The sequence below is a fragment of the Erwinia sp. AK-PDG3-5 genome, assembly GCF_056821705.1.
Genome location: NZ_CM165967.1, coordinates 2626164 through 2651635, shown reverse-complemented (window position 1 = coordinate 2651635; position 25472 = coordinate 2626164). Strand labels below are relative to the sequence as shown.

Sequence of the window (25472 nt, the reverse complement as noted above, 5' to 3'; positions counted from 1 at the left end):
CCAGACGGTATGGTTAAACCTGTCTGACTACCCTAAGAAGTGGCGCGGTTTGCCGTTAGGTTAAGGACGCTGCAAATATGCACTTTTCTGTCATGGTGCGGGATTTTGTGATGTAGCGCAAAGGTTACATGAAGGTTAATTTAGCTGAATGTATGGACAGAATAACTGTAATCTCAGGGTGTGATACCGCTCTCCCTTTCTCACGTAAGTTCCCGTTAAAACTAGCGCTCATCGGTACAGGTCCTGCTGTCCTGACCGAAAAACTTGCTGTTTTAAGCCCTTAAGTGGGCAGCATTCCGAATGATACCGTTTACATCACACCGCCGAAAAGCGGGAACTGAGCCGGAGAGCCTCATGCACAAAATACCCTACGCGCTTGCTGCCATTGGCCTTGCAGCCGTTATGTCACAATCAGCTATCGCCGAAACCATGAAACTCGGTTTCCTCGTCAAACAGCCGGAAGAACCCTGGTTCCAGACCGAGTGGAAATTTGCTGACAAAGCCGGGAAGGAGATGGGCTTTGAAGTGATTAAAATTGCCGTGCCGGATGGTGAAAAAACCCTCAATGCCATCGACAGCCTGGCGGCGAGCGGCGCCAAAGGCTTCGTTATCTGTACGCCCGATCCGAAGCTCGGTTCTGCCATTGTTGCCAAGGCCCGCAGTTACGATCTGAAAGTCATCGCCGTGGATGACCAGTTTGTGACCGCCAAAGGCAAACCGATGGACACCGTGCCGCTGGTGATGATGGCCGCCACCAAAATTGGCGAGCGTCAGGGGCAGGAACTGTATAAAGAGATGAAAAAACGCGGCTGGGAGGCGAAGGATACCGGCGTGATGGCGATCACCGCGGATGAGCTGGATACCGCGCGTCGTCGTACCAGCGGCTCAATGGAGGCGCTGAAAGCCGCGGGCTTCCCGGCGGCGCAGATCTACAAAGTGCCCACCAAATCTAACGATATCCCTGGCGCGTTCGATGCCGGTAACTCCCTGCTGGTCCAGCATCCCGGCGTGAAACACTGGCTGGTGCTGGGCATGAACGACAACACCGTCCTGGGTGGCGTGCGTGCGACGGAAGGTCAGGGCTTTAAGGCACCGGACGTGATCGGTATCGGCATCAACGGTGTCGATGCGGTGAACGAGCTGTCAAAAGGCCAGGCGACCGGCTTCTACGGCTCGCTGCTGCCAAGCCCGGACGTGCATGGTTATAAGAGCATCCAGATGCTGTACAACTGGGTGAACAAAGGCGCTGAACCACCGAAGTTCACGGAAGTGACCGATGTGGTGCTGATCACCCGTGACAACTTCAAAACAGAACTGGCGAAAAAAGGCCTGATGTAACAACACCGTGGGCAACGGCGCGAATGGTGTCGTTGCCCTGCGAAGGTCGGTAACCGGTCAGGAGATAACATGAGTACGCAACCCGCATATCTGAGCTTTCACGGCATCGGGAAAACCTTTCCAGGCGTGAAGGCGTTGCAGGACATCAGTTTTGAATGTGGCGCGGGCCAGATCCACGCCCTGATGGGCGAAAACGGCGCGGGCAAGTCCACGCTGTTAAAAATTCTCAGCGGCAGCTACCAGCCAACCAGCGGCGAAATCCGCCTGAAGGGGCAGCCCGTCAATTTTACCCACACCACCGACGCGCTGGATGCGGGGGTAGCCATTATTTATCAGGAGCTGCATCTGGTACCGGAAATGTCGGTAGCGGAGAACATCTACCTTGGTCAATTGCCGCAACGTGCGGGCTTTGTGAACCGTAAACTGCTGCGCTATGAGGCCGGAGAACAGCTGAAAAACCTGGGGATGGATATCGACCCGGATACCCCGTTGAAATCTCTGTCGCTCGGCCAGTGGCAGATGGTGGAAATCGCCAAGGCGCTGGCGCGTAACGCCAAGGTGATCGCCTTTGATGAGCCAACCAGTTCGCTTTCCGCCCGCGAAATTGAACACCTGTTCCGGGTGATCCGCCAGCTGCGCCAGCAGGGCCGCGTGGTGCTTTACGTTTCGCACCGTATGGAAGAGATCTTTGCCCTCAGCGATGCCATCACCGTATTTAAAGACGGGCGCTACGTGCGCACCTTTGACGACGTGCCAAACACCTCCCACGACGAGCTGGTGCAGGCAATGGTCGGCCGCGAAATCGGCGACATTTATGGCTATTCGCCACGCGAAACCGGCGCGGTGCGCTTGCAGCTGGATGACGTGCAGGCCAAAGGCGTACGTCAGCCGATCTCGTTAAAAGTGCATGCCGGTGAAATCGTCGGTCTGTTCGGTCTGGTCGGGGCCGGTCGCAGTGAGCTGATGAAAGGGCTGTTTGGCGCCACTAAGCTGACCGGCGGCGAACTGCGTCTCGATGGCGAAGTGATTGTGATCAAGGAGCCGGCCCATGCCATTCGCGCCGGGATCCTGCTTTGTCCGGAAGATCGTAAGGCGGACGGCATCATTCCGGTTCACTCGGTGCGCGACAACATCAATATCAGCGCAAGGCGCAATAACCTGACCGCCGGCTGTCTGATCGACAACCAGTGGGAAAGCAAAAATGCCGCCTCGCACATTAAATCGCTCAATATCAAAACGCCGTCAGCCGACCAGCTGATCATGAACCTCTCCGGCGGTAACCAGCAGAAAGCCATTCTTGGCCGCTGGCTCTCTGAAGAGATGAAAGTGATCCTGCTGGATGAGCCGACGCGCGGCATCGATGTCGGGGCGAAAAATGAAATTTATAACCTGATCTATGCGCTGGCAGAAAAGGGCATTGCGGTGCTGTTTGCCTCCAGCGACCTGCCTGAAGTGATGGGGCTGGCCGATCGCATTCTGGTAATGAGAGAGGGCGAAATCGCCGGTGAGCTGAGCCATACCGAGGCCACCGAAGCGCTGACCCTTGGTCTTGCCATGCCGAAAACGTCTCAACGCGCCGCAGCTGTGGCCTGATAAGAAGGAGTATTTAAATGTCATCTCACACCACGTCACCCGCGACGCCACCGAAACAAACCCAGCGTATTAATCTGGGCCGCATCTGGGATCACTTCGGTATGCTGGTGGTGTTTGCCGTGCTGTTTATCGGCTGCACTATTTTCGTACCGAACTTCGGGTCGCTGATCAATATGAAAGGGCTGGGGCTGGCGATGTCGATGTCCGGCATGGTGGCCTGCGGCATGTTGTTCTGCCTCGCCTCCGGCGATTTTGACCTGTCGGTGGCGTCGGTTATCGCCTGTGCCGGCGTCACCACTGCGGTGGTGATCAATATGACCGAAAGCCTGTGGATTGGCATCTTCGCCGGCCTGCTGTTGGGCGTGGTTTGCGGCTTTGTGAACGGTTTCGTTATCGCTAAGCTGAAAATCAATGCGCTGATCACTACCCTGGCGACGATGCAGATTGTGCGCGGGCTGGCCTATATCTTCTCAAATGGTCAGGCGGTAGGTATCGAAGACGAGCGCTTCTTTGCGCTGGGTTACACCAACTGGTTCGGCGTGCCTGCGCCGGTCTGGCTGACCATCGGCACCATGATTATCTTTGGTTTCCTGCTGAATAAAACCACCTTTGGCCGCAACACGCTGGCGATTGGCGGTAATGAAGAAGCGGCGCGTCTGGCCGGGGTGCCGGTGGTGCGCACCCGCATTATCATCTTTATCCTGTCCGGTCTGGTCTCCGCTGCGGCGGGAATTATTCTGGCCTCGCGTATGACCAGCGGCCAGCCGATGACCTCACTGGGCTATGAGCTGATTGTGATCTCCGCCTGCGTGTTGGGTGGCGTGTCGTTGAAAGGCGGTATCGGCAAAATTTCCTATGTGGTTGCCGGGGTGTTGATCCTCGGAACGGTGGAGAATGCGATGAATTTATTGAATATATCGCCTTTCTCACAGTATGTGGTGCGCGGTTTGATACTGTTAGCGGCGGTGATTTTCGACCGTTACAAACAGAAAGCTAAAGCAGCCTAATCAGGAGGCGTTATGTACCATCGCTTAGCGCCCGTGGCGCAATCTAACCCGTTGTTACCTGGCTACCAGTTCAATGCCTGGCTGGTGGCGGGACTGACGCCGATTAACGCCGGGGATGGTCTGGACTTCTTTATCGACCGTCCGCTGGGCATGAAAGGCTTTATCATTAACCTGACCACTAAAGGGCGGGGCCAGGTGTTTAACGGTGAGGATGCCTTTGACTGTGAACCTGGCGACCTGCTGCTGTTCCAGCCAAAAACCCAGCATTACTATGGCCGATCGCCAGAAAGCGACTGCTGGCACCACCGCTGGATTTACTTCCGTCCACGCGCCTACTGGAGCGACTGGCTGGTGTGGCAGGATGAGAAGAAGGGCGTTGGCCGGCTGCGGCTGCCGGAACGCTTGCGTGGCGAGTTTGAACGCCTGTTTGCCAACATCGAACAAACGCACACCTCCGGGCGACGCTTTGCCGAAGAGCTGGCGATGAACCTGCTGGAGCGTCTACTGCTGCGGGCGGTGGAAGAGGATCCGCGCAGCCATCAGCAAATTCGCGATCCGCGGGTGATTGAGGCCTGCCAGTTCGTCACCAGCAACCTGGCCGGCGAGCTGAAAATTGACGAAGTGGCCAACCACGTCTGCCTGTCGCCTTCGCGGCTGGCGCACCTGTTCCGCGAGCAAATGGGGGTCAACCTGCTGCGCTGGCGGGAGGATCAGCGGGTGATCCGCGCCAAGCTGCTGCTGCAAACCACCCAGGAGCCGATCGCCACCATCGGCAGGATTGTCGGCTACGACGATCAGCTCTATTTCTCCCGCGTGTTCCGCAAACGCGTTGGCGTCAGTCCGAGCGATTTCCGCCGCCGTTCGCTGGACGCGCACGATGCGCTGGTGGCGCAGGAAAGCTGGGATTTGCCCAGAAGTGCCAATAGTTAAGCGAAACGGATAATTCAGGTTATTCCCGCTTGTCCTTACCCTGCTGATAGTCTTAAATCATCAGGGTAAGTGACAAGAGGAATGCAAATGAGCGACAAAATTCGTGTAGGGCTGGTCGGTTACGGCTTTGCCAGCAAGACCTTCCATGCGCCACTGATCGCCGGTACGTCGGGTATGGAACTCTCCGCCGTCTCCAGCAGTGATGCCAGCAAAGTACACGCTGACTGGCCATCCACTCAGGTAGTCTCCGATCCACAAACGTTATTTGACGATCCCACGCTGCAACTGATCGTCATCCCCACCCCCAATGACACCCACTTCCCGCTGGCCAAAGCCGCGCTGAACGCCGGTAAACATGTGGTGGTGGACAAACCTTTCACCGTGACGCTGTCGCAGGCCCGTGAGCTGGACGCGCTGGCGAAAGCCAAAGGGCTGCTGCTGTCGGTGTTCCACAACCGCCGCTGGGACAGTGATTTCCTGACGCTGAAAACGCTGCTGGCCGAAGGCACGCTGGGTGAAGTGCGTTACTTTGAATCGCATTTCGACCGCTTCCGTCTGGAAGTGCGTAACCGCTGGCGCGAGCAGAAGGGGGCAGGCAGCGGCATCTGGTACGATCTGGGGCCGCATCTGCTGGACCAGGCGTTGCAGCTGTTCGGTTCTCCGGTGGCCATCAATGTCGATACCGCCGAGCTGCGTCCGGGCGCGCAAACCACCGACTATTTCCACGCCGTGCTGACCTATCCTCAGCGTCGTGTGGTGCTGCATGGCAGTATGCTGGTGGCAGCGGAATCTCCGCGGTATCAGGTTCACGGCACCAAAGGCAGCTACGTGAAATACGGCCTGGATCCGCAGGAAGACCGTCTGAAAGCGGGCGCACGTCCACCGCAGGAAGAGTGGGGTTACGATATGCGTGATGGCGTATTAACGCTGGTGAATGGTGAGATGATGGCGGAAGAGACGCTGCTGACCATTCCAGGCAACTACCCGGCGTACTATGCGGGCATCCGCGATGCAATCACCGGTGACGGCAGCAACCCGGTAACCGCTGAAGAAGCGATTCAGGTGATGGAACTGATTGAACTGGGCCTGCAGTCGGCCGAGAAGCGTCAGACCCTCTCTTTGAAGTAAACGCTATACGCTAAAAGTCGCTGCAGTAACGGCCTGAATAGTCCAGGTCACAAAAAGCCCCGCTGATTATCAGCGGGGCTTTTTGTTGCGTTCGCCGTCAGATCGACCAGCGAACAGGGTTTTTATGCCGCCACGCGGGCGCGCACCGCGTCTTTCTCAGCGTCGGTCAGGAACGCAATTTTCAGACCGTTTTCCTGCGCCGTGCGGATTTGTGCCAGGCTCAGACCGGCCTGTGGCGCCGCGACTTCATACTCATACGGCAACTCGATGCCCTGAACCGCCGGATCGTCGGTGTTAATGGTCGCCAGAATGCCGTGATCGAGGAATTTCGCCAGCGGATGCTGTGCCAGTGAGGCCACGGTGCTGGTCTGAATATTCGAGGTCAGGCAGGATTCCACGCCAATCTTATGCGCCGCAAGGAAATCCATCAGCGCCGGATCGTCAACGGCCTTCACGCCGTGACCAATACGCTCGGCGCCCAGCTCACGAATGGCCTGCCAGATGCTTTCCGGGCCAGCGGCTTCACCAGCGTGGACGGTGATGCGGAAACCGGCATCGCGGGCGCGGTTAAAGTGGCTGAGGAACTGGCTGCCCGGGAAGCCCAACTCATCACCGGCCAGATCCAGCGCGGTAATGCCATCACGGTGGGCCAGCAGGCCTTCCAGCTCGCGCAGGCAGGCTTCTTCTCCGAAGGTACGGCTCATAATGCCAATCAGCCGCACGTCAATATTGTGCTGCTGACAACCAGCGCGCACGCCGTCGATCACCGCTTCCACCACGCCCGCCACCGGCAGGTTGTGGGTCATCGCCATATAGCCCGGCGAGAAACGCAGCTCGGCATAATGGATCCCGGCTCGGGCAGCATCTTCCACGTTTTCCTGCGCAATACGGCGGCAGGCCTCCAGTGAACCCAGTACCTTGACGCCCCAGTCCAGCTTGTTTAAAAAGCTGACCAGATCCGGCTCGGTTTGGGTGACCTGAACGTGCGGACGCAGCAGTTCCAGGGTAGTGGCGGGCAGGGTGAGGTTAAACTCGCGGCCTAAATCCAGAATGGTTTGTGCACGAATATTGCCGTCAAGGTGGCGATGAATATCGGTGAGGGGAAGCTGGGTATCAATCATGTCGGCGCACTCATGGTGTTTTAATCAGTGCAGAGCAGTATAAAAACATTTTGCGCAACACCGCCAGTGAATTGCGCAAACGGCGCATCAAGTGCCGATAATTTGTGCTCCGACTGGCCGTGCCCGCAGATTAACGGCAGGCAGGCAGTCATTGGCGGTGAAGCAGGCGCTCGATGGCTGCAATCAGCCGATTGAGGCCGTCATCCAGTTTGCTGCGAGGGCAGCCGACGTTCAGCCGCAAATAGCCGTTGCCCTGCGGACCGTAGGTGTAGCCCGGCATGATCGCCACTTTTTGCTGTTTGATCAGCGCCTGTTGCAGCGCCTTATCGTCCAGTCCCAGCGGGTTAAGGTCAATCCACGCCAGATAGGTGGCCTGCGGCGGCTGCCAGTTCAGCTGTGGAAACGCCTGATTCAGCCGACTGGCAACCTGCTGCAGATTAGCCCGCAGATAGTCCCGTAAGGCATCCAGCCATTCCGCCCCTTCGCGGTAGGCGGCGATATGTGCGGCAACGGCCATCACCGCCGGGGAAAAGAGGCCATCGGCACTTTTTAGCGCGTGGAACCAGGCCTCGCGATCGACCTCGTCGCTGATAAAGCCATAGGCACCGGTCAGGGCCGGTACGTTAAAGCTTTTGGAGGCGGAGGTGAACAGCGCCCAGCGTCCCCGCGCAACGGCGATCCACGGCACATGCGGCTGGTTGCCCATCACCATATCCATATGAATTTCATCGCTGATCACCCGCACCCCATGGCGCTGGCAAAGATCGGCCATCTGCTGAAGCTCATCGCGACGCTACACCTTGCCGGTCGGATTATGCGGGCTGCACAGCAGCATGATTTTGCACTCGTCGCGGCTCAGCAGGCTCTCAAGCGCCACCATATCGCACTGCCACTCTGCACCGTTGCGAACCAGCGGCAACGACAGCACCTGACGATTGTTGCCTTCAATCACTTTATAAAAGGCATCATAGGCCGGCGTATGGATCAGCACCGCTTCGTCCGCGGAGGACCAGTGGCGAATCAGCTGTGCCACCATATAGATCACCGAGGGTCCATAGACAATCTGCTGGCGCTCGACGCTCAGCGCAAAGCGCTGCTGATACCAGCTGCCGATGGCGGAGAGGAAATCATCATGCTGCCAGCGGCTGTAACCCAGCACGCCATGCGCCACGCGCTGCTGCAGCGCGGACAGAATGCAGGGCGCGGTGGCGAAATCCATATCCGAGATGGTGAAGGGCAGTAAATCATCGCGGCCAAAGCGGTCGGCCACAAAATCCCACTGGGTACACCAGCTGCCGTGGCGATCGATTACCCGGTCAAAATCAAACATAAAAGCCTCAACTCCGTTTATACCCGTAAAATAAAGCGGGGCTGAAATCGGCTTCAGCCCCGCGTTGCTCAGGTTCAGCGTGCGATCAGCCCGGCACGGTCGCCATCATGCTGGCCATTTCATCTTTCACCGACTGCACCTGTGGCCCAATCACCACCTGCAAACTGTGCTCGTTAAGGTGAACCACGCCAATCACCCGGTTGGCTTTCAGCGCCGCATCATCTACCAGGCTCATATCGTTGATGGTCAGACGCAGGCGAGTCAGACAGTTATCCAGCGAGGCGATATTGTCCATGCCGCCAAGCGCCGCAAGGATCGCTGGCGTGTTGTAACCCGATTTGCCGACCGTGGCCGAGATATTTTTCTCCACGGTGGTGGTGTCCAAATCGCGTCCCGGCGTTTTGATATTAAAGCGGGCGATCGCGAAGCGGAAAATCACGTAGTACCCGACAAACCAGATGGCGGCAACCACCGGCACGAAATACCATTTGGTCGACAGGCCGTGCAGGATACCAAACACCACAAAGTCGATCACATTGCCGTCAGTATTGCCGATGGTCACGCCCAGTACCGCCATCACCGTGAAGCCCACGCTGATGCAATACGGTCTGCCGTTTCGCAGCGACTGGATTATTGAAAGCGGTCGCTATCAGCGGGACGTGGCGGAGGTGACCGAGAATTTGAACCATCATCATCCAACCATCACCGCCATTCTCTGCCATAACACCTCGGTGGCGCTGGGCTGCTATTTCGGCCTGCAGCGCACCGGCCGAACCATTGGCAAAGGGGGCATGGACAGCTATTACGGACAGCAGATGGCGTTAGTGGGATTTGGCGATTCGCCGGAGGCCGAGCTGACCGATCCGCCGCTGACCTTTATCTCCAGTTCAGCACGTGAGATAGGGCGAAGCGCCGCACAGCGGCTGTTACAGCGCATGGCCGACCCGGAAGGTGGGGTGCAGAACGTGATCCTACCGCCGGTGCTGATTGAACGCGGATCGGCATAAAAAAAGGGCGCGATATTCGCGCCCCATATTACCGCTAATCAGGTTACTGCGGCATCCCTTGCGGGGCCGCACCGCCACCCAACATATAGCGGGCGAGGAACTGATCCAGCGCCATTTTGTCGCCGTTCATGGTGACCTGACCGGTCGCGTACTGCAGGCTGGTGACAATGTTATTGTCCTGCTGGGTGGTGAGCTTAAACATCTGGCCCATTGCCGCAACGCCTTTAACCTGTTGATCGGCCAGTTTGGCGGCATCTTCCTGCTTATAGCCTTCCGCCATCGCCACGTGGGTCATCATTTCGGTGGCCATAGCCATATTGATCGACAGCTTACCGTCCAGAGTTTTCAGCACGCTGTCCACGGCCTGACCGATATTCTGCGGTTGGGTGGTGTTGGCGGCCGGATCTTTGAAGTGGACGGAAAGGTTAAAGCTGCTCTCACCTTTATCGTTCTTCCAGCTGAATGGCGCGATGTTGACGATCGGATCGCCTTTCAGCAGCAGCGGCAGGTTGGCCGAGAAGATCTGGCTCATCCGCTGCTGGTAAAGCGCAGGGTTATCGCTGATACCCGGTTCGTTCATCAGCGCCTGAACCTGACTGTTGTAGTTGTCAGAGAACGCTTTCATGCCGTTGGCATCAAACTGGGACAGCTTGATGGCGAGTTTACCCTGGCCAAAGTTCTGGTTCTGCAGCTTCAGGGAATCCAGTGCGTAATCGATGTTGCCGGAAATCAGGCTCTTCTCCGAGCTAAACGACGATTTGCCGTTCAGGCCTTCCGCGGTAAAGGCTTCTTTGCCATCCACGACCGCAGTCAGTTTCTTCAGGTTGATGCTCTGATCGCCAATGCGCATGCCTTCCGGGCTGAGATGGGTGCTGGCATCCAGTTTCAGGCCGTTAGCGGTAAACATCACCGGCATATCCAGCTGATTTTTGGTGGTCAGCACAAGGCTATCCAGATCGCCACTGAAATTGACCTTATCGCCTTTGTTATCCGCGTCGATATTGACCGTACCGCCATTAGAGGCAAAGCGTTCGCCGGTCTGCGCGTTGTTATAGTCGACCGGCAGCAGGTTGATGGCAGACGCGGTAGCGCCGCTGTATCCGACGCGGGTATCAGCCTGAACGATCGACTGACCTTTGGTCATTTCAAACAGCTTCTTCACTGCATCGGTGTTCTCAAGCTGGGTATGCACCGACGCCATGCTTGGGATCAGGTTGAATTTTTTCAGCTGGGCGAGCGGGAAAGGACCGTGATCGATTTTTTCATTAAACACGATGCTCTGGCCTGGCTTGATCAGCGAGTTGTCTTCAGTCTGCGAGTTGGACTGCAGGACAAAGCGGGCGGTACTGGTGAACACACCGCGCTGGAAATCCTGATAGCTCAGCTTGAGACGGTTTTCCGGCGCCATGTTGTTCATCTGGGCATTCGCATTTTGCACCAGCTCATCCATGTGCGATTCCAGTTGTTTGCCGGTAAACCACGCGGCTCCGGTCCAAATCACGCCGAGTGCGACTACTACGCCAATCGCTATCTTTGTCTTCTTCATCTGTCAGTCGTCCTTTTAGTCACTGGCGCCGGCAAATCGATCCTGTGGGCAAATGCCTGGCGAAGAAAAAACGCCCTGAGGCGTTTTGCTTAATAATTTGATTAATAATAGCAATTGTGGCGCTTAACGTCAGCCGTAAATCCTACAGAAGGTTACAGACGCGCGCCACCCGACCATTGCCTGCCAGCGTCACCGGGGCGTCCGTCGCCGGAACAAAACAGGACTCGCCGGGTTTGAGCGTCAGCTGCTGGTCGTTATGGCTGATGACTGCCTGGCCATCCACGCAGAACAGAATCGCGGCGCTTTGCTGCTGAATGACGGTCGGTTGGGCGCTGAGCTGGTGGAGGGAGAAAGCAAAATCGTCTACCGGCACCGGGAAATTAAGCGTATCGCCTTGCTGCACCGGCTGAGTCAGCAGGTTGGCATACGGCTTGGCATCAAATTTCAGGTTCGCCATCAGTTCGGGAATATCGATATATTTCGGCGTTAATCCCGCGCGCAACACGTTATCCGAATTGGCCATCACTTCCAGCGCCACCCCTTGCAGATAGGCGTGCGGCGTCTCGGCAAACAGGAACATCGCTTCGCCAGGCTGCAGCTCAATCACATTCAACAGCAGCGGGGAGAACAGCCCGCTGTCATCAGGATAGAAGGTCTCAATCAGCGAGATGGTGGCCCAGGGTTCGCCCCGGTGGCGTGGGATTTCACTCTTTAGCACGTCCAGCGCCAGGCTCTTCTCTTCACCTTCCATCGACAGCAGCGCGGTAAACAGCGCCTCAAGGCCGCCCATCTGCGGGTTCTGCAGGAAATGGGCAATCGCCGGATGTGCACCCGCCACCGGCTGCAGCAGGGAGATGATTTCGTGAAGCTCACGGAAGCCGTTGATGGCCTTAAACGGCGTCAGTGCAAACACCAGCTCGGGCTTATGGTTGGCGTCTTTGTAGTTACGGTTTGGCGCATCTAAAGGAATGCCAGCCGCATTCTCTTTGGCAAAGCCGACTTCGGCTGCCGCTTTGCTTGGGTGAACCTGAATCGACAACGGCTGATCGGCACAAAGCACCTTAAATAAGAACGGCAGTTCACCAAAGCGCGTAGCAACGGCTTTGCTAAGAATTGCGTCTTTATCAGCATCAATCACCGCACGTAATGACTGCTTGTTACCATCGACTTCAATTAAGGAGGGGCTTTTCGGATGGGCACCCATCCAGAGTTCCGCCATCGGCAGGTTATCCGGGTTAGGAATGCCATACAGTTCGGTCAGGGCAGTGGGGCTACCCCAGGCATAATTTTGCAGCGAATTGATTAATTTTTGCATGTTAACTCACACATAATCGGATAATAACTGCGTGTATTAAAGCAGAAAACCACGTCAAAAAGACAATGCGGAGTGCAAGAAGGTCGAATGAGTCGCATAATGTTAAATTCTTGTATGCCAGAATATCGCCCGCGCTTTTGGCCCTTCAGGGCAAAGTAACGGTTCAAAATCATATTATTGTGCAAAAAGGAGAGAGTCATGGCTGCCAACCGCATTGAGAAAGATTCAATGGGTCCCATCGAAGTTCCTGCTGATAAACTGTGGGGCGCGCAAACGCAACGCTCACTGGAACACTTTCGTATCTCCACAGAGAAAATGCCTGTTGAACTGGTGCACGCTCTGGCGCTGACCAAGCGCGCTGCGGCAAAGGTGAACAGTGATTTAAGCCTGTTGCCCAACGAGCGGGCTACGGCCATTATCTCCGCCGCGGATGAAGTGCTGGCGAACAAACACAGTACAGAATTCCCGCTGGCAATCTGGCAGACCGGTTCCGGTACCCAGACCAACATGAATATGAATGAAGTGCTCGCCAATCGCGCCAGTGAAATCCTTGGCGGCGTGCGCGGCATGGAACGCCTGGTGCATCCAAACGATGATGTGAATAAAAGTCAGAGCTCCAACGATGTCTTCCCGACCGCGATGCATGTTGCGGCGGTTTTGGCTATTCAGGAGCATCTGCTTCCTCAGCTTAAAATCCTGCAAAAAACCCTGAACGATAAAGCCGAAGCCTTTAAGGATATCGTCAAAATTGGCCGAACCCATTTGCAGGATGCCACGCCATTAACCCTCGGCCAGGAGATCTCCGGCTGGGTGGCGATGCTGAACCATAACCTCAGGCATATTGAGCAGAGCATTCCCCATGTCGCGGAACTGGCGTTAGGCGGTACGGCGGTGGGGACGGGGCTGAATACGCACCCGGAATATGCGGTACGCGTGGCGAAAGAGCTGGCTGACCTGACCAAACAGCCTTTTGTCACTTCGCCAAATAAATTCGAAGCACTGGCAACCTGTGATGCGCTGGTACATGCCCACGGTTCACTGAAAGGGCTGGCCGCATCATTGATGAAGATCGCTAACGATGTGCGCTGGTTATCGTCGGGTCCGCGTTGTGGTATTGGCGAAATTGCCATTCCAGAAAACGAGCCAGGTAGCTCAATCATGCCAGGTAAAGTCAATCCGACCCAGTGTGAGGCGATGACCATGCTTTGTTGCCAGGTGATGGGTAACGATGTGGCGGTCAATATGGGCGGTGCATCCGGCAACTTCGAACTGAATGTCTATCGTCCGATGATCATTCATAACTTCCTGCAATCAGTGCGGATGCTGGCAGACGGGATGGACAGCTTCAATCACCATTGCGCCGTCGGTATTGAGCCGAATCTCGATCGTATCAGCCAGCTCTTAAATGAGTCACTGATGCTGGTGACGGCATTAAATACGCATATTGGTTACGATAAAGCGGCAGAAATTGCCAAGAAAGCGCATAAAGAAGGCTTAACCCTGAAAGGGTCGGCGCTGAAACTGGGTTATCTGACCGAAGAAGAGTTTGATGCCTGGGTTCGACCGGAAGATATGGTTGGCAGCATGAAGTCTTAATGACAGAGTGATGAAAGAGCGGAATTTATTCCGCTCTTTTTTTTGCCGCCAGCAAAGTGTTACAGGTTTGTATCACTATATAAATGCAACCTTGGGATCACCGCAAACAGCTGCGTGGCCTGAGGTTTAAATTTATGGGCCACGTTGGCAGCATCATAATTGAGTAATTCGCCAAGCTTCGGCAGCTGGTTTGCATCTTCGCAGAGCACCAGTAAAGGAGAAGGGCAGGCCAGCTGCGTTTGCTTTTGTTGTTGTTTATTCCATACGCGGGCAATCGGCTGCACCTTTACCGGGCGCTTAATCTTCAGCTTTGCTCCCTTTGGCAGAGAATTAATTACCGCCATCTCATCCTCCAGTTTTTCCGCCCACTGTTCACGGGTCCAGGGTGCCATTGCCCGTCCTGAAGCCACGCTTTTTTTCAGCTTTTCCAGCATCTCTTCCCGGCTGACATTTTTTATAATGTGCTTATTTGCCCAGCCAAATCGCAGCGAATCGGGCGATTCCAGCAGGGTAATAGAGCGGTAGGCATTCAGCGTTATTAATCCTCTGAGATGGGTATGGACAAATTCAAAGCGTTCCTCAGTCTCTACCCCAGACTCAACGGTAATAATCTGTTCCAGGCGGTATTTCAGGCTATTAATCGCCTCAACCTGCTGACGGATAAGCGCCGATTGCTCCGGGCTGGCTTCAAAGCAAATTGCGCCAGGCAAGCGCACCGCAGCTTTAGTGCTTAATGACTCAGACTGATGTTGGATAAACAGGCGGGAATAATGACGTAGTGCCAGATTTAATGCTGATTGTGCCAGGTGCTGGGTAACGTTAATTTCCAGCAGCGGTTGATGCTCCTGGCCCTTATGCACCGGCGGCAATTCAAAAACCCGTGCCATCAGCAGACGCAGTTGAGGAAGCTGCTGGGTTAAGGCTGCCAACGCGGTCTGCAGCTCTTCCACACAGCGGTGCAGGTTATCTACGGCATCATATCGGCTCATCAGAAATCACTCTTAGTTACAACATACTCATTATTGTCGCGCGCTTCGGGGGGCAACAATCGGTGAGGCTGTTAAGGGAGAGAATTATAAAGCGACAAAGAAAAAAGTAATGAGAAAAAAAAGGGAAGGGGAAGGTAGCCACGCCAGCGAAAACTGACGTGGCAGGAAGATTAAATCAGGAAATCTTCAAGTTTTTTACCCTGGTCCAGCGCCTGCTTAATTACCGCAGGAGTACGGCCCTGGCCGGTCCAGGATTTAGTTTCACCGTTTTCATCGGTGTACTGGTATTTGGCCGGGCGTGGCGCACGCTTGGCACGAGATTTACCGGTAGAAGTCTCTGCAGAAGTCAGTTCGCTTAAATCAATGCCGTCGTCCAACAGCATCTGACGGTATTTAGCCAGCTTCTCTTCTTTTTCCTTAACTTCAGAAGCGATAGCTGCTTCTGCATCACGACGTTCATTAACAACCGCTTCGAGTTTTTCCAGCATCTCTTCAAGTTCAGTTAAAGAAACTTCACGAGCCTGAGCACGAAGGGTTCGAATGTTATTTAATACTTTCAGAGTTTCGCTCATAAGGAATCCGTAGCGTTGAGTGGTTTAAAATTAATCAGTGTATGTATCGGAGACCAGTGTACAGAGAAAATTGACGGTAAAAAACACCTAATCATCAAAATGTTTATTTATTTTCGCTATTTTTACGCTGTTTAACTGCCGGGGTCCCAATTCTGATAAGCTTATATTTACAATATTGAGACAAATCTTAACATCTGCCAGGGCATTACGTTGGGCAAATGAACAACTTCCATTCTGGTGGACAGCAATAATTGCGTTATTTTAGTCGATCTCTTATATTCAAATAAATGCTTTACAGCGCCAACATTAATATGAGTGGGCCTCCACAGGCTGGCTTAGTTAAGCTGGCCTCGGGGACAACCGGTATAACCCCTCTGCCAGTGAGTATTCATGGACGATCGTCCGGTTGATACGGCGAACGCGCAGGCAATACGCCGTTAATTCGCTTCCACCCGGCACGTTGTCAAAGAACCAGCAAGGTTAACCGCCCACTTTAGTTACAACATACTAACTCCCTTTGAGAATAATATCGTAGCTTTGAGCTCTGAGTCAGACTTATCACCGATATCGCGGTTAAAAAGTCTGGCAGGGCAGAATGAGCTGATAAAATAGATTGCGTATCTTTCAGGCACTTTATGGAGTCGTTGATGAAAATACCTCCCCTGCGTTGGTTCTGGTTGATTCTGTTTTCCACTCTGGCTGTCGTTGGCCTGGAAAGTTTGAATCTGCCGGCGGCGCTGCTGTTGGGGCCAATGGCAATGGCGATCGTGTTTGCCGCGCGAGACAAACCGTTAATCATCCATCGCAATCTGTTTTATCTGGCACAGGGCGTTGTGGGCAGCATGATTGCCCGCGCCATTCCCGCCTCAATATTTGTAGAAATCGCCAAAAACTGGCCCTTATTTATCGCCAGTATTTTCTCGGTCATTATCGCCAGTTCGTTGCTCGGCTGGTTACTGACACGTTTTCAGGTGTTGCCCGGTTCGACGGCCATTTGGGGTTCATCGCCTGGTGCGGCTACCGCCATGACGCTGATGGCAGAAAGTTATGGTGCGGACGTCAGGCTAGTGGCATTTATGCAATATCTTCGCGTGGTGATTGTGGCGGTTGCGGCAACCATTGTGGCGCGGATTTGGGCGCCGGGGGTGCCTGCCGGTGCCACGCCTTCCAGCTTTGATATTATTCAGCCTGTCGCCTGGGGACATTTTGCCATCACTGTTTTGGTGATCCTCGGTGGCGTGTTGGTCGGTAAAGTTTTCCGCATCCCGGCCGGACCGTTGTTAATGACCTTAGCGGGTGGGGTGATTCTGCAGGATTTTTCTCTGCTGATTATTGAATTGCCGCCGGCGTTATTGATGGCGGCGTATGCGATTATTGGCTGGAGCATTGGTCTGCGCTTTAATCGCGCCATTCTGCTGTATGCCGCCAAAGCACTTCCCCGACTGTTGCTGTCTATATTAAGCCTGGTGACGATTTGTGGTTTGTTCGCATTTTGTCTGGTGCATTTCGCCGGAATCGATCCGCTGACCGCCTATCTGGCAACCAGTCCGGGTGGGGCGGATTCAGTCGCGATTATTGCGTCATCCAGTCACGTGGATATGCCTTTTGTGATGTCGATGCAAACTGGCCGCTTTATTGTGGTGTTATTAACCGGCCCGGCGCTGGCGAGGTGGGTCGCTAATACGATGGCATCCCGGCAGCGTAAGCAGGATCGGTCGCCCTGAAACACAAAAAGCCGGGCTACCGCGCTGTCATGTCAGAGGTATTTCGACATTAACGGGCGGCAACCCGGCTCTATTGCGCCGTGCTTTACTGCGTTTCAGGGAACGGCATGGCGTTTCCTGGTGCTTCACGGTGAATATGCAGGAAGGTTAAATGACGTTCGTACTGATCGAGAATGTCATTAATGATCTGCTCTTTGGTGTAATCCATCAAATCATTGCCCTGGCTGCCTTCCAGCAGGAAGGTTTCCAGCCGGTAGTAATCGGTCTTACCACTACGCGCACGGTAGGTGAAGGCCGGAACCGAATATTGCTGTGGCCAGATCTGATACAGGAAGCTCTGCTCTTCACCCAGCGCCACCGACATCTCCAGATGGTTCAGACGTTCATCTTCCAACGGCGGCAGTTCGTTGACCTGCACCTGAGCACCACGACGTTCCAGTTCAAGCGCAACTTCCTGCATCGCTGGCAGACACACGGTGTCGAGCATCTTGCGGGTATGCGTACTGCCCGGATAATGCATCACGCGTGAGATACGCTGTTTCCAGTTCAGGCGATCTTCACGCGATACCGGCATTGGCTGGGTATTCACCACGCTACTTGCGCGACGGTGATCTTCCACCCGCAGGGATTTATACAGCCCGGCCATCACAAAGAAAATCACGAAGCTGAACGGCAGACCCATGATCACGGTGGTTTTCTGCAACGCGGTCACACCATTCACCATCAGCATACCTACGGTCAGCAGGCCTATCGCCAGTGACCAGAAGATCCGCAGCCAGTTCGGCGCATCATTGTTGATATCACTCAGTTTTGAGGTGAAGTTACCCAGTACCAGTGAACCCGAATCGGCAGAGGTCACATAGAACAGCAGGCCGGTAATGGTGGCGACCGAGGCACTGAAGGTGAAGGCAGGATACTGCGCCAGCAGGCTATAGAATCCGCGTTCCGGGTGCGCCAGCGTTTCCTGCGCAAAGGCCATGTTGCCACCGATGATTTCATGCAGGGCGCTATTACCAAAGATCGACAGCCACAACAGCGTGAAGATAAATGGAATAGTCAGGGTGCCGACCACGAACTGACGGATGGTACGTCCACGGGAGATACGCGCCAGGAACAGACCCACAAATGGCGACCAGGCAACCCACCACGCCCAGAAGAACAGCGTCCAGTTATTCATCCATTCGGTCGGGCGGTCAAAGGCGAAGCTGTTCAGCGTCATGCCCATAAAGCGGCTGATGTAATCACCCACGTTCAGCACCAGCGCATTCAGTAAGAAGCTGGTATCGCCGACAAACAGCACGAAGATGATCAGGAATAGCGCCAGCAGGACGTTCAGCTCCGACAGAATGCGGATACCTTTATTCACGCCCGAGGTAACGGAAATCGTCGCCATTATTACCGATAAGGCAATCAGCGCCGCCTGCGCGGTTAATCCTTCCGGCACATGGAACAGCACGTGCAGACCGTAGTTCAGCTGCACCACACCAATACCCAGCGTGGTGGCAATACCAAAAATGGTACCGATCACTGCCGCGATATCCACAGAGTGGCCAATCGGGCCATTAATACGCTTGCCGAAAATAGGGTATAAGGCGGAACGGATGGTCAACGGCAGACCATAGCGGTAGCTGAAGTAGCCCAGCGCGATGCCCATCAATGCATACATCGCCCAACCGGTAAGTCCGTAGTGGAACAGCGTCCAGACCATGGCCTGACGCGCAGCTTCCATGGTTTGTCCCTGGCCTTCAGGTGGCATCATATATTGTGTCACCGGCTCGGCCACGGAGAAGAACATCAGATCGATACCGATACCCGCCGCAAACAGCATCGCCGCCCAACTGGTCAGGCTAAATTCCGGCTTGGATTGCTCCGGCCCCAGTTTGATTGAGCCAAAGCGCGAGGCGGCAATCAGCACCACAAAGACGATATAGACCGTTGCTGCCAGCAGGTAATACCAGCCGAAGGTATTGGAGACCCATTCAAGGGCAGTGTTAATCCACCGATCGGATAAATCCGTGAAGAAAATAGTGGTGAGGGAGAAAAGCAGAATCAGTCCTGCAGAAGTGAAGAAAACCACTGGATTGATGCGGTCTTTTTGTTCTTTCCTGGATATTTCAGTCGTCGGCATACCATCTCCGAAAATAATCAAGATTGACCCCGATCTTTGCAAAGCGTGCCTTAGCGCATACTGGGAAATTCCGCCGCATATCCGCTAACTACACTGGGCAATAGTCAGGTTGTGAATTTATCCTTCTGATTTGGTTGTGTTAATTCGTCAATTTCTCACCTTTTTTGTTGAGGATTTGTCAAAAGAGGCCACTATCATAGGTTTTATTGATTGAGCATTCAATTAAAAATAATTTCAGTATGGAAACTGTTGGCTTTATTTCCACATAAAGTGTGGCTTTATTTAACGGGGATTTTGACAGGAATATTCGCAGCGGCAGAAATAAGAATGCCGCCAGGGATGAGCTGGCGGCAGTGCGGGCGAAAAGCAATTAGTTATAAATGATGGCTGTGCCATGCAGGTTGTTCTGACCAGAGGTCGAAGTGATGAGGAAAGATTTCGCGCCCGCCAGTTGGGCCTTCTCCGAGAGTTGTGACTCCAGTGAGGCGAGGTTGGTGCTACCCGTTGCGCTGATCACGCCGATTTTCTGCTGGTTATCCGGGGCACTGCTGACCAGGTCGGCAGCCATGCTACCGAAAGACAATGAACCTAAAATCACAGCAGCTACAGCTAATTTGATGTTTTTCATGACGATACCCTTAATTTAAAATTTGTTATGGTGCAAAAAGCTCATTCGGTGCAATTACTGATAAATCTCTGCAGTAGCATGCATGCGGTTATTACCGGTGGTTGAGGTAATACGGAATGATTTTGCACCGGCTGCATCGGCTTTAGCCGACAGCTGAGATTCCAGGGAAGACAGGTTAGTGCCGCTGGCGGTAACCACACCGACCTGCTGTTGATTAACCGGTTCCTGACCGACGATGTCAGCAGCGAAACCAGCGAAAGAAACGGAAGTCAGTGCGATAGCAGCCAGGGTCATTTTCAGGTTTTTCATAGTCTTTATTCTCTCTCAATTCGGTTTAGTTAATGTCTGCGTCGTTATTAGTTAACGATCGATAACTAAATGGTATTCCTGCCACGCCGATCCGTCAACAGCATTTTATTAACGACCGTTAATTTAATTGGCAAGCGCTTGATAAAAAATGATTTAAAGTTTCAAAAAAGTTTTTCCCGACGCGGATTTCGCCTACAACATCCTCGTAAACAAGGAAAGTAACGAACAGGCTCGACACGGCCGCTTGATTGTTTTTATAATGATCGGTAATTTATTCCTCATTGCGTTGCCAAAGAGAGGATCTATGACCGATCAGGAAATCTGCACCCGTAAGGGCCGGGGACGGCCAAAAACCTTCGACCGGGAAGCGGCGTTAGACATTGCGCTTGAGCTGTTCTGGCGCCATGGCTATGAAGCCACTTCACTCTCCGATCTGGTTGAAGCGACCGGGGCGAAAGCGCCAACGCTGTACGCCGAATTTACCAATAAAGAAGGGATGTTCCGCGCCGCAGTGGATCGCTATATAGAGAAGTTTGCCGAACAGCGGCAGGCTGCTCTGGCTTGCCCTGAAAGCTGCGTAGAGAAAGGCGTGGAAGGCTATTTTCGTTCCACCGCCGCCTGCTTTACCGATGGCAAAAAACCGGCCGGCTGCTTCTTTATCTGTACCTCTACCGCACTCTCAGCGGATTCAACCGAAGTCGCTGATATGCTGCGCGCGCGCCACAACAGTCAGGAGAATCACCTGAACGAGTTTCTGCTGGCGCGTCAGGCGGCAGGTGAGTTGGACGCGAAGACCGACATCACGGCGCTTTCTGCTTATTTGGGATGCGTTCTGCAAGGCATGTCCGTCCGCGCCCGGGAAGGCGCCAGCCGCGCAGAACTGGATAGCATTATTGATACGCTTATGCTGCAATGGCCGATATTAAGCCGGACAGGCTGTCACTGAGTCCGGCACGATCGTAAAAGAGGAGTCACCATGACAATTGAATATGCAACCATCGCCGGGGGCTGCTTCTGGTGCACAGAAGCGGTCTTCAAACAGACTACTGGCGTCGTGTCGGTAGAAAGTGGCTATATTGGTGGCCACACCAGCAATCCAACCTACCGTCAGGTTTGCGATGGCAACACCGGCCATGCAGAAGCCATTCGTCTAGGCTTCGATCCGGAAAAAGTCAGCTATGGCGATCTGCTGGATATCAGCTTTGCCACCCACGATCCAACCCAGCTGAACCGCCAGGGCAATGATATCGGCACGCAGTACCGTTCGGCGATTTTCCCGGCTGATGAAGCGCAGGCAGAAGAAGCCAAAGCGGCGATTGTGCGTGCGCAGGAAGATCAGACCAGCCCGATCGTGACCACCATTGAAGGTCCGGCCGAGTGGTATCCGGCGGAAGAGTATCATCAGAACTATTGGGAAGGTGAAGGGCAACAGAACCGTTATTGCCTGGCCGTGATCCCAGCCAAACTGCAGAAGCTGCACAAACGTTACGCTGACCGTACCAAGTAGCGGACAAACAACAGAACGGGCGCAAGGCCCGTTCTTTTATAACGCTTTGCTGCGAAGACGAACGCCCACCAGCAACGCCAGCACCAGTAAGGTACAGATAAAGGCGGTAATGCCAACCCAGCCAAACTGATGCCAGAAAACGCCTCCCAACGTTCCCGCCAGGCTCGAACCCAGATAGTAGCTAAACAGATACAGCGAACTTGCCTGTCCTTTGGCGCGTCTGGCGCGGGGGCCAATCCAGCCGCTGGCAACTGAATGGCCGGCAAAGAATCCCGCCGTGAACAGCATCATTCCCGGTAAAATCAGCCATACCGAACTGAACAGCGTCAGCAGAATGCCCACCACCATCATCCCGATAGAAAACAGCAGTACTGCCGGGCGGCCATATTTTGCGGTCATCGCGCCCGCTTTAGGGGAACTCCAGGATCCGGTCAGATACACCACGGACAGCAGGCCCACAATGGCCTGACTGAGTCCATAAGGCGGCGCAAGAAGACGATAGCCAATGTAGTTAAACATCGTCACAAACGCGCCCATGAGCAGGAAGCCTTCCGCAAACAGCAACGGCAGACCGCTGTCGCGCCAGTGCAGCCGGAAGTTAATCAGTAAACTGCGCGGCTTGAGCGAGGCGGGCCGGAAATGGCGCGAGGGTGGCAGAATTTTCCAGAACATCAGGGCTGAAGCCAGCGCAAAGCAGCCAATTACCGCCACCGCCACCCGCCAGGAAGTGAAATCAGTGATCACGCCGCTCAGCAACCTGCCGCTCATGCCGCCAATCGAATTGCCGCTGATATAAAGGCCCATTGAGAAGGCGATCACCCCAGGATGCACCTCTTCACTGAGATAGGTCATGCCAACGGCCGCCACGCCGCTTAATGACAGCCCGATTAGCGCGCGCATAATCAAAATGCCGTGCCAGCTGGTCATGGTGGCAGAAAGCAAGGTGCAGACTGCTGCCATCAACAGCGCGGTCACCATCACCGATTTACGGCCAATCGCATCCGATAGCGGCCCCGTAACCAACAGCCCAAGGGCCAGCAGACCGGTCGCAACGGAAAGTGACAGGCTGCTGGCCGCCGGAGACACGCCGAATTCCTGCGAGAGCACCGGCATTATGGGCTGCACGCAATAAAGCAGGGCAAAGGTCGCCAGTCCGGCGGAAAACAGCGCCAGCGTGACCCGCATAAACTGCGGTGTGCCGCGATTGATGTACTCATTGTTGAGCGGTAGGGGCTCTGAAGGCCGCTGCAGGCTGTCAGGAAGCGTCGCGGAGGGTGATGAGCGATTCACTGCAGATCCTTGAAATGAAATTATTCTGTTTACTGTAATAAGGGATTAATATGATGTCTAATCTATTAATAATCTCAAATGATATGTTTAAAATATGAATATTGAGCTTCGTCACCTGCGCTACTTTATTGCGGTTGCAGAGGAGCTGCATTTTGGCCGGGCGGCGCAGCGGCTGAATATTTCACAGCCACCGCTCAGCCAGCAGATCCAAATCCTTGAGCAGCAAATTGGTGCCAGGCTGTTTGCCCGCACCAACCGCAGCGTTCAGCTTACCGCCGCAGGCAGCCAGTATTTGCTCGATGCCCGGCAAATCCTGCTGCAGGTCGATCAGGCTGCGGATAAGGCCGCCAGGCTGCACCGGGGAGATGAGGGGGAACTGCGCATAGGTTTCACCTCATCCGCACCTTTTATTACCGCCGTTTCTGATGCGCTGTTTACCTTTCGCCAGCGCTATCCCGGCGTGCATATTCAGATGCAGGAAATCAACACCCGTCAACAGTTGGAACCGATCAACGAAGGGCGGCTGGATCTGGGGGTGATGCGCAATACGCCGTTACCTGAGACCCTGGACCATCAGCTGATGCTGCGCGAGCCGTTATTTGCGGTATTACCGAAATCCCACCGCTTAGCCACGCACCCGGCGATCTCTGTCAAAGCGTTGGCACAGGAACCCTTTGTTTTCTTCGATCCTAAAGTCGGTACGGCGCTGTACACGGAAACGCTGGCGTTGTTACAACGCTACGAAATCCAGCCCAATATTGCCCAGGAAGTGGGCGAAGCGATGACCATTCTCGGACTGGTTTCAGCGGGATTAGGCATTTCAATTCTGCCAGCCTCATTCAGCCGCATTCGTCTTGAGGATGTCAGTTGGGTGGCGCTAAAAGAAGCGGATGCCTGGTCAGAAGTGTGGCTGGTTTGGGCGAAGCGGCAGGAAACTACCGCGCTGATGAAACACATGAAAGAACTGCTGCTGCAGTCGCCAACTGATGGAATATCAGCCGGCTGAACGGCTTTTATGTGCTGCAAATCACATTCCGAATCAAATATTTGACGCCATCCGCGAAGTGTTTCACCATGACCGAAAGCTTTATTTTGAAGCGCGAAAATAAGTGGGAGCAGGGGTGTGATAGCGGACGGTCAGCCTGGCCACATTGACCAGATCAAACAGACAAATGCAGGGGCAGTTTATCGGCTGATTGATCGGTTTGGTCCCATTTCGCGCATAGAATTAGCCCGCAAGGCGCAGCTTGCGCCTGCCAGCATCACCAAGATTGTTCGTGAGATGCTGGAAGCCCATCTGGTTCAAGAAACCGAGTTTCAGGAAGCCGGCAGTCGTGGCCGTCCCGCGGTGGGATTAATTCTGGATACTCAGGCCTGGCATTACCTTTCAGTTCGTATCGGCAACGGTGATATTACCCTCTCGTTACGCGATTTAAGCAGCCAGCTGGTGACCGAGGATCTCTGCCCGTTGCCAGTGGAAAACAGCGAGCCGTTAGTCGGGCGCATTATTGCTGAAGTGGACGCCTTCTTTATTCGTCATCAGCAAAAACTCGAGCGTCTGACGGCGATCGCCATCACCTTGCCCGGCATTCTCAACGCCCGCAGCGGCATAGTTCATCGCATGCCTTTCTATCACATCACCGATATGCCGCTGGGACCCGAGCTGGAAAAGCGTACGGGTCTGCCGGTCTATATTCAGCATGATGTCTGTGCCTGGACGCTGGCGGAATCGTTGTTTGGTGCCGCTCAGGAAGCAAAAAATGTCATCCAGGTGGTGATTGACCATCAGGTGGGGGCCGGCGTGATCACCGGCGGCAGGCTGTTACATAATGGCAGCAGTACGCTGGTTGAAATTGGTCATACCCAGGTCGATCCTCACGGTAAGCAGTGCTACTGCGGCAATCACGGCTGTCTGGAAACCGTTGCCAGCAGCGAGAACCTGCTGGAACAAGCGGCGTTACGGCTCGAAACCTCCGCTGACAGCATGCTGCATGACCAACCGCTGACGCTGGAAGCATTGTGCGGTGCGGCCCAACAAGGCGACCCCCTGGCTACCGAGCTGATCGTCGGTGTCGGTCACAGCGTAGGTCGCATTGTGGCGATCATGGTCAACCTGTTTAACCCACAAAAAATACTGATTGGTTCTCCACTCAATCAGGCCAGAGATATTCTCTTCCCGGCGATAGCAGATTGCATCCATCGCCAGTCTCTCCCGGCTTACAGCCAGCAGATCGCCCTCGAGCCGACACAATTTCTTAACGTCGGAACGATGCCCGGTGCCGCGCTGGTAAAAGATGCCCTTTATGATGGCACCTTGCTGGTTAAACTGCTGCAGGGCTGATTCTCCTCGCTTATCGATAAAATATTGCGCTAACGCAAGCTGACTTTCCGCAGACTGTCCTACTATTCCCGCT

Annotated in this window: 20 protein-coding genes and 3 pseudogenes; 12 read left to right on the top strand and 11 right to left on the bottom strand. The window is 54.4% G+C overall.

The genetic code is table 11. The annotated features are described in order from the left end of the window. Positions 1 to 354: 354 nt before the first annotated feature. From AC1UKS_RS12150 to AC1UKS_RS12130, 5 genes are all read left to right on the top strand, one after another. Positions 355 to 1338, top strand: a complete 984-nt coding sequence (locus AC1UKS_RS12150; RefSeq protein WP_482433780.1) for an arabinose ABC transporter substrate-binding protein — start codon at positions 355 to 357, stop codon at positions 1336 to 1338. Positions 1339 to 1407: 69 nt separating this feature from the next. Further along, entirely contained in the window at positions 1408 to 2931 is a 1524-nt protein-coding gene (araG, locus tag AC1UKS_RS12145; protein WP_482433779.1) for an L-arabinose ABC transporter ATP-binding protein AraG, read from the top strand. Between the two features lie 17 nt (positions 2932 to 2948). Continuing rightward, positions 2949 to 3938: an L-arabinose ABC transporter permease AraH gene (araH, locus tag AC1UKS_RS12140; protein ID WP_013201986.1), complete on the top strand. Its 990-nt coding sequence runs from the start codon at positions 2949 to 2951 to the stop codon at positions 3936 to 3938. A gap of 12 nt (positions 3939 to 3950) precedes the next feature. Next, the gene (araC, locus tag AC1UKS_RS12135) at positions 3951 to 4868 is read left to right on the top strand and encodes an arabinose operon transcriptional regulator AraC (RefSeq protein ID WP_013201987.1); all 918 of its coding nucleotides are present in this window, start codon (positions 3951 to 3953) and stop codon (positions 4866 to 4868) included. Positions 4869 to 4955: 87 nt separating this feature from the next. Continuing rightward, positions 4956 to 5996 carry an oxidoreductase gene (locus AC1UKS_RS12130; protein WP_482433778.1) on the top strand — a complete coding sequence of 347 codons (1041 nt, stop codon included), beginning with the start codon at positions 4956 to 4958 and terminating at the stop codon, positions 5994 to 5996. A 122-nt stretch (positions 5997 to 6118) separates the two neighbouring features. Here AC1UKS_RS12130 and add read toward each other — a convergent pair whose 3' ends face one another. The 3 genes and pseudogenes from add to AC1UKS_RS12115 form a co-directional block, all read right to left on the bottom strand. Next, positions 6119 to 7117 carry an adenosine deaminase gene (add, locus tag AC1UKS_RS12125; protein WP_013201989.1) on the bottom strand — a complete coding sequence of 333 codons (999 nt, stop codon included), beginning with the start codon at positions 7115 to 7117 and terminating at the stop codon, positions 6119 to 6121. Positions 7118 to 7265: 148 nt separating this feature from the next. Further along, positions 7266 to 8447, bottom strand: a pseudogene (locus AC1UKS_RS12120) (MalY/PatB family protein). 85 nt (positions 8448 to 8532) lie between these two features. Beyond that, positions 8533 to 9039: pseudogene (locus AC1UKS_RS12115) on the bottom strand (glucose PTS transporter subunit EIIB); the annotation flags it as partial. Here AC1UKS_RS12115 and AC1UKS_RS12110 point away from each other — a divergent pair. Continuing rightward, a pseudogene (locus tag AC1UKS_RS12110) lies at positions 9038 to 9454 on the top strand (substrate-binding domain-containing protein); the annotation flags it as partial. The pseudogenes AC1UKS_RS12115 and AC1UKS_RS12110 overlap by 2 nt on opposite strands. Positions 9455 to 9497: 43 nt before the next feature. On the opposite strand, the gene AC1UKS_RS12105 reads toward AC1UKS_RS12110, so the two are convergent. Both AC1UKS_RS12105 and manA read right to left on the bottom strand, forming a co-directional pair. Beyond that, positions 9498 to 11000, bottom strand: coding sequence for a YdgA family protein (locus tag AC1UKS_RS12105; protein WP_482433777.1), 1503 nt, complete (start codon positions 10998 to 11000; stop codon positions 9498 to 9500). A 142-nt stretch (positions 11001 to 11142) separates the two neighbouring features. Continuing rightward, the gene (manA, locus tag AC1UKS_RS12100; RefSeq protein ID WP_482433775.1) at positions 11143 to 12315 is read right to left on the bottom strand and encodes a mannose-6-phosphate isomerase; all 1173 of its coding nucleotides are present in this window, start codon (positions 12313 to 12315) and stop codon (positions 11143 to 11145) included. 198 nt (positions 12316 to 12513) lie between these two features. Between manA and fumC the strand changes: the two genes are divergently transcribed. Continuing rightward, on the top strand, positions 12514 to 13911 hold the full coding sequence (gene fumC, locus AC1UKS_RS12095) for a class II fumarate hydratase (protein WP_482433774.1): 1398 nt from the start codon (positions 12514 to 12516) through the stop codon (positions 13909 to 13911). A gap of 59 nt (positions 13912 to 13970) precedes the next feature. Here fumC and tus read toward each other — a convergent pair whose 3' ends face one another. Both tus and AC1UKS_RS12085 read right to left on the bottom strand, forming a co-directional pair. Beyond that, complete coding sequence (gene tus, locus AC1UKS_RS12090) at positions 13971 to 14900, bottom strand: DNA replication terminus site-binding protein (RefSeq protein WP_482433771.1); 930 nt, start codon at positions 14898 to 14900, stop codon at positions 13971 to 13973. A 170-nt stretch (positions 14901 to 15070) separates the two neighbouring features. Next, positions 15071 to 15472: an H-NS family histone-like protein gene (locus tag AC1UKS_RS12085; RefSeq protein WP_013201997.1), complete on the bottom strand. Its 402-nt coding sequence runs from the start codon at positions 15470 to 15472 to the stop codon at positions 15071 to 15073. A 647-nt stretch (positions 15473 to 16119) separates the two neighbouring features. Here AC1UKS_RS12085 and AC1UKS_RS12080 point away from each other — a divergent pair. Continuing rightward, positions 16120 to 17196 carry an AbrB family transcriptional regulator gene (locus AC1UKS_RS12080; protein ID WP_482433770.1) on the top strand — a complete coding sequence of 359 codons (1077 nt, stop codon included), beginning with the start codon at positions 16120 to 16122 and terminating at the stop codon, positions 17194 to 17196. 85 nt (positions 17197 to 17281) lie between these two features. Here the strand turns inward: AC1UKS_RS12080 and AC1UKS_RS12075 are convergent, their stop codons facing one another. The 3 genes from AC1UKS_RS12075 to bhsA (AC1UKS_RS12065) form a co-directional block, all read right to left on the bottom strand. Next, positions 17282 to 19324 (bottom strand): choline transporter, encoded by a 2043-nt coding sequence (locus AC1UKS_RS12075; RefSeq protein ID WP_482433768.1) that lies wholly within the window; start codon positions 19322 to 19324, stop codon positions 17282 to 17284. 370 nt (positions 19325 to 19694) lie between these two features. Next, on the bottom strand, positions 19695 to 19952 hold the full coding sequence (gene bhsA / locus AC1UKS_RS12070; RefSeq protein ID WP_013202000.1) for a multiple stress resistance protein BhsA: 258 nt from the start codon (positions 19950 to 19952) through the stop codon (positions 19695 to 19697). A gap of 54 nt (positions 19953 to 20006) precedes the next feature. Then, entirely contained in the window at positions 20007 to 20261 is a 255-nt protein-coding gene (bhsA, locus tag AC1UKS_RS12065) for a multiple stress resistance protein BhsA (protein WP_265910332.1), read from the bottom strand. Between the two features lie 304 nt (positions 20262 to 20565). Between bhsA (AC1UKS_RS12065) and AC1UKS_RS12060 the strand changes: the two genes are divergently transcribed. Next, complete coding sequence (locus AC1UKS_RS12060; RefSeq protein WP_053143436.1) at positions 20566 to 21207, top strand: TetR/AcrR family transcriptional regulator; 642 nt, start codon at positions 20566 to 20568, stop codon at positions 21205 to 21207. A gap of 30 nt (positions 21208 to 21237) precedes the next feature. Next, a complete protein-coding gene (msrA, locus tag AC1UKS_RS12055) occupies positions 21238 to 21768 on the top strand; it encodes a peptide-methionine (S)-S-oxide reductase MsrA (RefSeq protein WP_482433765.1) in 531 nt (176 codons plus the stop codon). Positions 21769 to 21804: 36 nt separating this feature from the next. Here the strand turns inward: msrA and AC1UKS_RS12050 are convergent, their stop codons facing one another. Beyond that, positions 21805 to 23058 carry an MFS transporter gene (locus AC1UKS_RS12050; RefSeq protein ID WP_265910334.1) on the bottom strand — a complete coding sequence of 418 codons (1254 nt, stop codon included), beginning with the start codon at positions 23056 to 23058 and terminating at the stop codon, positions 21805 to 21807. Between the two features lie 94 nt (positions 23059 to 23152). Between AC1UKS_RS12050 and AC1UKS_RS12045 the strand changes: the two genes are divergently transcribed. Further along, the gene (locus tag AC1UKS_RS12045) at positions 23153 to 24064 is read left to right on the top strand and encodes a LysR family transcriptional regulator (RefSeq protein WP_482433764.1); all 912 of its coding nucleotides are present in this window, start codon (positions 23153 to 23155) and stop codon (positions 24062 to 24064) included. Between the two features lie 117 nt (positions 24065 to 24181). After that, positions 24182 to 25399, top strand: a complete 1218-nt coding sequence (mlc, locus tag AC1UKS_RS12040; RefSeq protein ID WP_265910336.1) for a sugar metabolism global transcriptional regulator Mlc — start codon at positions 24182 to 24184, stop codon at positions 25397 to 25399. Positions 25400 to 25472 lie beyond the last annotated feature (73 nt).